This is a genomic window from Pseudoxanthomonas sp. LjRoot204_2, assembly GCF_056175765.1.
This window is the reverse complement of the sequence record NZ_JBGFFG010000206.1, coordinates 1-5922: the sequence shown is the minus strand read 5'-3', so window position 1 is coordinate 5922 and position 5922 is coordinate 1. Positions and strand designations below refer to the sequence as shown.

Here is a 5922-nt window from a genome sequence, read left to right as displayed (position 1 = left end):
GTGCTGGCCTTCCTGGACGCGACGCGCGGCAGCCCCATGATCGCCTTCGGTACGCAGAAGCAGCCGATTGCCTTCAGCGTGCGCAACGTGATCGTGACCACGAAGGTGCCGGCCAACGACGCCAACTACTACGTGGTTCTGCCCGGCCGCAAGAACAAGCGCGCCGACTGGAAGCCGCTGACGGTGGAAAGCAAGCGCGAGCCCGCAGCGTCGGCCGAAGACTGGTACGGCAAGGGCCAGTACAACGCGATCGTCGGCGACGCCGACCAGATCGCCCGCGTGGCGCTGGCCTGATCGGGGACGCGATGGCCCGGGGCAACCCGGGCCATCCGCATGCATGGCGGCCAAGGTCAAGATCCAGGACATCACCGACGCCGGTTTCCGACCGGAGCAGTTCGGCACGCCCGCTGATTGGGCCAATGACAGCGCCGGCTATCTCTCCCGCCTGATCGCCCGGGCCGAGCAGTGGGCCATCGGCCGCTTCGGCGCCGGCTATGCCGCCGTGCCGGAAGAAAGCACGACCCACGAACGCCTGCGTTCCGCCGAACTGTGCTGGGTATCGGGCCACCTGTGGAAGCGCCGCGCGGCGTTCATCGACAGCAACGCCACCGGCGCGCGCGAAGGATTGGACTATCTGAACCGTCGCGAATACGAAAGCCAGGCACAGCGTGCCTTCGAATGCGCGGACGACAATATGGCACTGGCCCTGGGCATCACCGCGACCGGTACCGGCGCCGCGCTGGCGCACGTGGAGACCGGCCCGTACGCAGCGGCGGGGGTGGACTGATGTTCCGCACCGTCGTGGACGCCAACGAAACGGTGAAGCTGCTGGACGTGTCGGCACGCAACAGCCGCGCCGCCGCGCGCACCCTGATGCGGACGCTGGCCATCCAGTTGCAGCGCGCCGCGGTGAAGCGGTCCACCGGCCCCAAGTCTGCCGCTGCGGGCGCTTATCCCATTCCGCGGCGCACAGGCACGCATGTGCGCGGCTTCGCCATGGAACTGAGCGACCGGTCGGCCATCGTCTTCAACGCCAACGTGTACGCCCGCAGCCTGCACGACGGCTTCAAGCCGTACGGAAACCCGCATGCCCGGCCGATGCCGGCGCGCCCCTACTTCGACGACGCGATGGAAAAGGATCTGGACGTCGACGCCGCGCTGGCTGCCGCCGACAAGGTGCTGGGGGAGGGCGCATGATCGCCGCCGCCCGCGCCGCGCTGATGGCACTGATGGTCGGCGACCCGCAGTTCATCACCGCCATGCAGGCGCTGAAACTGGGTAGCACCGGCGCGGCCGTCACGCCCAAGCGCCTGAAGGGCAATCGGCGCTTCGACCAGATCGGCGCCGAGCATTTCCCGTGCTGGCTGCACGACACCGGCGACCAGCAGCCAGGCCCGGCATCGGCTGATGGCGACGCCATGGGGCTGACGATCAACAGCCATCAGCAGGAATGGGTGGCCGACATCGTGCTGTCGCTGGTATGGCACCAGCAGGACTACGACACCAGCGTGGATCAAACCGACGCGATCGGTCCGGCGCTGGTGCAGCTGCTGCTGCGCAATCCCTCACTGGACGACACCTGCGACATGGCCTACGTGGCCGACGTCGTGACCGACCGCAACTACAACCACCCCGTGCATGCCGCCACGTTCACCGTGCGCGTGCATGGCGTCATCCACCGCGAGTGACCGCCATGAAGAACAGTGCTTCCCGTGAAACATCGCAGGCCGCCGCCCAGCCCCCCGTCGTGCGCGTTCGCATCGTGCTGCGCCCGGGCGCCGTGAAGCTGGGCGACTGGAAAGGCGGCGAGATCGTCGATTGCACCCCCGAACAGGCAGAAGCGCTGCTGGCGAAAGGCTGCCAGCTTGCGGACGCCGACCAGAACGCTGCCGCCCCCGCCGACGCCGACGCTGCCGCCGCAGCGGCAGGCGAGGGCGGCGGCGCCTCTTCCACGCCTTCCGCGGAGTAAGCCCCCATGCCACAGGCCACCGGTGCACTGACCAAACTGCTGGGCCTTACCCAGTCCGCCTTCAAGGAAGTGCCCGTGTCTCCGGACGCGGAAATTCTGTACGTGCGCACGTACGACTACGCAGCCAACCAGCCGCTGGAAAACGACCCCACCCTGGCCGGCGGCCTGCGCGGCAACCTGCGTGGCGAGCGTGGCCGCGTGGATGGCAGCGGAAGCGCGGTGGTTACCCTGGGCACCAGCATCGGCTTCTGGCTGAAGCACCTGGTGGGGGCGCCGACCACCACGGGCGCGTCCTCCCCGTACACGCATACCTTCCAGGTGGGTGGCGGCGCCAATGCCATCCCGCCGGCCATGCTGATCGAACGCGACTACAGCAGCCGAATTGCCACGCCCGGCCGCTACGAACGCGACATGGATATGCGCATCGAGTCGGCCACCTTCGCCTTCAGCACGGGGTCGCCGTTCCAGCAGGCCACGTTCAACCTGCGCGGCGCCAGCCTGTCGACCCAGCCCGGTGCACCGGTTGACGCATCGCCGACCGACTACGGCCACGCTGGCTGGGGCGTTTCCGGCGTGACGCTGGAACTGGACGGCGGCGCCACGCAGGTGTGCGTGGAAACGCTCAACGTGACCTGGAACAACGACCTGGACACGGACCTGTATTGCCTCAACGACGGCGGGCAGCGGCACGACCTGCCGGAAGGCCAGGTGCTGGTCAGCGGCGATGGCGTGGCGCAGTTCGACACGCCGGCCCTGCGTACGAAGGCGCTGGCCGGTACCGACCTGGCGCTGAAAGTCACGCTGAAGCGCGGCACCGGTGCGGGCACGGCCGGCAATGAACAGCTGGAACTGACCATCCCCGTGTCGGTGATCGAGGCGCCGGCCGCGCCCATCAGCGGCCCGCGCGGGCTGAAGCAGAACTTCACCTTCCAGGCATACCGCGCCACCGGCGCGGAACTGGCCGTCACGTGGGTGCTGAAGAGCCCCCGCGCGGCGATCTGACGCAACAACCAAAGGAGCGGCGGCGGTGTTTCGACTGGCGGATATCGGCAAGGTGTGGGTACCGGTGGCATTGCCCATCGGCGWGGACGGCGCGGGCACGCAGATCCATCTGCGCATGCGCCTGCTGACGCGCAAGGAACTGCGCGAGCGCGAGCGCAGCGCCATGGTGCGCACGGCCAGCGAGCTGGTGGCCACCGCGGAGAAAATCCGCACGACGGAAGACCTGCAGCGCGTGTTCGACGCGGTCACGCAGGTGGAGGCCAGCGACCTGCAGGAACTGGCCGACCGCATCGACGACTGGCGCGACGTGTACGACGACGCGGGCGCGCCGCAGGCGTTCAGCGCAGAGCGCTTGGCCGCCTGCATGGACTACCAGTGGTTCTTCCAGGCCGCGCGCGAAGCGCTGTTCAAGGCCAGCCGCGAAGGGGTGGCAAAAAACTAGAAGCCTGGGCCCGGTGGATTGCCGGGGCGGGTCCAGGCGTGGAAGACCAGCGGCTGTGGGACTTCGAAAGGAAATACGACGAGTGGTTCACATCCAGCTACTGCAAGGATTGCAAGGTGATCTGCGGCGACTGTCCGCAGCCGCGCTTGCTGCCGGATGCGGTGCCGGCGGCGCTTGCGTATCTGCGATGCCGCGGACAGTGGAGCTACGCGCCCAGCGGCCTACCTACCGGGCTGCGCATGGGCGACTGCCTGACGATCATCCGCGCGTCGCTGGACCGCATCGGCGTGTCGCGCGCGGACCTGCCGTGCCTGCTGGACGACCTGCTGGTGATCGAACGGGCGTTCGTGACGGCGCGCGTCGACGTGGCCGAGCGGGAGCGCGCGCAGCGTGAGTCAGCGCACTAGCCGCTTCCAGGTCCAGTTCGATGTCGGCGGCGACGGCGAGGTGCGCGCGTCGCTGAAGAGCATTCGCGACGAGGTGAAGGCGACCAGCGCCGCGGTGGAGGACTCGGGCGAAGAGTGGGAAGAGTTCGGCGTAAAGATCGGCAACGCCATCAAGTATGCCGGCGCCGCCGCCGTCGCTGGCATCGGCCTGATCCTTCGCAATACCGCCGCTGCGGAACAGGAAATGGCGCAGCTGGAAGCCGTGCTGCGATCGACCGGGCAGGGTGCCACGTACACGCGCGACCAGCTGGTCGATATGTCGGAGGCCATCGCCGCCGCGTCGACATTCAGTGCCGGCGAGATCATCAAGGCGGAAACCCGCCTGCTGTCCTACAGCGGCATTGCCAGCAAGAACTTCCCCGAAGCACTGCAGATCGCCATCGACCAGGCGGCGCGCTTGGGGATCGGCGTGGAACAGTCCGCCGAGACCATCGGCCGTGCGCTGGAATCGCCGCAGAAAGCAGCGGCAGCGCTGGCGCAGCAGGGCTTCGGCGCCGCGTTCACCGACAGTGTGCGAAAGGCCATCAAGGAACTGGACGAGGCCGGCAAGACCGCCGAAGCCCAGCAGATCATCCTGGACATCCTGGCCGACAGCTATGGCGGCGCCGCGCAGGCGGCACGCGATACGTTCGGCGGATCGATGATCGCGCTGAAGAATACCTTGGCGGATGTGCTGACCGGCGACACGGGGGGTGAGGGGCTGGAAGGTGTGCGGTCCAGCGTCGAGGGACTTATCAGCACGCTGAATTCCGGCGACGTTCGTTCCGGATTCGCCAACATGACCGAAGGTGCGCTGGGTCTGGTCGCTGGCCTGGCGTCGCTGGTGGGGTGGCTGGACCAGGCATTCGGCGCAGCGCAGCGCTTGCTGACAATCCAGGGCGGTGGGTTCAGCAAGCTGATGGGCGGCGAGAACCTAGGCAACCAGCGTGCCGAACTGGCCATGGTGGAGCGCGAGCTCGCTCGCCGACAGTCCGCTGACGCTGCCATGAAGGACGGCCGACTGACTGGCGACTGGCTGACGCAGCGCGCCACCATCGTGAATCGACTGCCAGCCAGGGTGCTGGGTTTCGAGGGTATCGGCGGCGGTACCGACAAGGAACTCCGCAATCGGCAAGCCGCACTGCAGGCACAGATCGAGTTAAACGAACGGATCTTCGGCGACCCGTCGCGCACGCGCGTCAACTTTTCCGACCAGGGAGATATCCCAGCGTCGATGCTTCGGCCATCGGGTGGCGGCGGTGGCAAGGCGCCCGGCGGCGGCGATGGCAAGAAGCCCCGCGCTGCGCAGCTGACCGAAGCCGAGAAGGCCGCCAAACAGCTGAACGCCGAATACGGCCGCATGCTGGAACGTCTGCAGCAGGAAATCGCGCTGAATGGCCAGACCACGGAACTGGCGCGGGTCAACTACCAGATCAAGCAAGACGGGCTGGACGCCCTGAACCCGAAGCTGGCCGAACAGTTGCGCCTGGCCGCCGAAGAGCGCGACGCGCAGGAACGCAGCAACCAGGCGAAAGAAGAGGGTGCGCGCGTCACTGAGGCCATGCTGACGCCGCAGGAAGTGCTATCCGCCGAAATCGCCCGCTACAAGGCACTGCTGGACGAGGGCGCCATCAGCCAGGAAACCTACAACCGCGCGGTCGGCGCTGCCGAAAAGGACTACAAGCGCGCCACGGAGAGTGCCCGCAAGCACGGCGCCACCGTCAAAGAGATCCTGCAGGACGCAAGCGACAGCACGCAGTACCTGCTGGGTGACAGCATCTACGACGCCCTGTCCGGCAACTTCGAACGCATCGAAGATCGCTGGCAACAGATGCTGCTGCAGATGGTTGCCGACATAGCGGCCAGCAAGATCACCGAATGGGCCAACTCCATCGGCAACAACAGCGGCGGATCAGGCGGCAGCAGTGGTGGGGGCTGGTGGGCGACGATCGCGCAGGCGGTTGGGTCTTACTTCGGCGGCGGCCGCGCCACCGGCGGCAGCATGCAGGGTGGAAAGCTGTACGAACTGGGCGAACACGGCAAGCCCGAATTGGTGGAACAGAACGGACGGCGCTTCCTGGTGT

9 protein-coding genes are annotated in these 5922 nt (G+C 67.4%); all 9 read left to right on the top strand.

Translation table 11 applies throughout. From position 1 onward, the window contains the following. Positions 1–294 (top strand): hypothetical protein (locus AC04L7_RS10915; RefSeq protein ID WP_475512995.1); only part of this gene is annotated, 294 nt, incomplete at its 5' end. Between the two features lie 43 nt (positions 295–337). Continuing rightward, positions 338–787 (top strand): hypothetical protein, encoded by a 450-nt coding sequence (locus tag AC04L7_RS10910; RefSeq protein ID WP_435998546.1) that lies wholly within the window; start codon positions 338–340, stop codon positions 785–787. Further along, entirely contained in the window at positions 787–1197 is a 411-nt protein-coding gene (locus tag AC04L7_RS10905; RefSeq protein ID WP_435998548.1) for a hypothetical protein, read from the top strand. Before AC04L7_RS10910 ends, AC04L7_RS10905 begins: the two co-directional genes overlap by 1 nt. After that, the gene (locus AC04L7_RS10900) at positions 1194–1688 is read left to right on the top strand and encodes a hypothetical protein (protein ID WP_435998550.1); all 495 of its coding nucleotides are present in this window, start codon (positions 1194–1196) and stop codon (positions 1686–1688) included. The genes AC04L7_RS10905 and AC04L7_RS10900 overlap by 4 nt, the downstream gene beginning before the upstream one ends. Positions 1689–1693: 5 nt before the next feature. Then, positions 1694–1969 (top strand): hypothetical protein, encoded by a 276-nt coding sequence (locus tag AC04L7_RS10895; protein WP_435998552.1) that lies wholly within the window; start codon positions 1694–1696, stop codon positions 1967–1969. A 6-nt stretch (positions 1970–1975) separates the two neighbouring features. After that, entirely contained in the window at positions 1976–2971 is a 996-nt protein-coding gene (locus AC04L7_RS10890; protein WP_435998554.1) for a phage tail tube protein, read from the top strand. A 25-nt stretch (positions 2972–2996) separates the two neighbouring features. Next, positions 2997–3413: a hypothetical protein gene (locus AC04L7_RS10885; RefSeq protein WP_475512994.1), complete on the top strand. Its 417-nt coding sequence runs from the start codon at positions 2997–2999 to the stop codon at positions 3411–3413. A 38-nt stretch (positions 3414–3451) separates the two neighbouring features. Then, positions 3452–3820, top strand: coding sequence for a hypothetical protein (locus AC04L7_RS10880; RefSeq protein ID WP_435998558.1), 369 nt, complete (start codon positions 3452–3454; stop codon positions 3818–3820). Next, positions 3804–5922: phage tail length tape measure family protein (locus AC04L7_RS10875; RefSeq protein ID WP_475512993.1), on the top strand; the 2119-nt coding region annotated here is incomplete at its 3' end. The genes AC04L7_RS10880 and AC04L7_RS10875, both read left to right, overlap by 17 nt.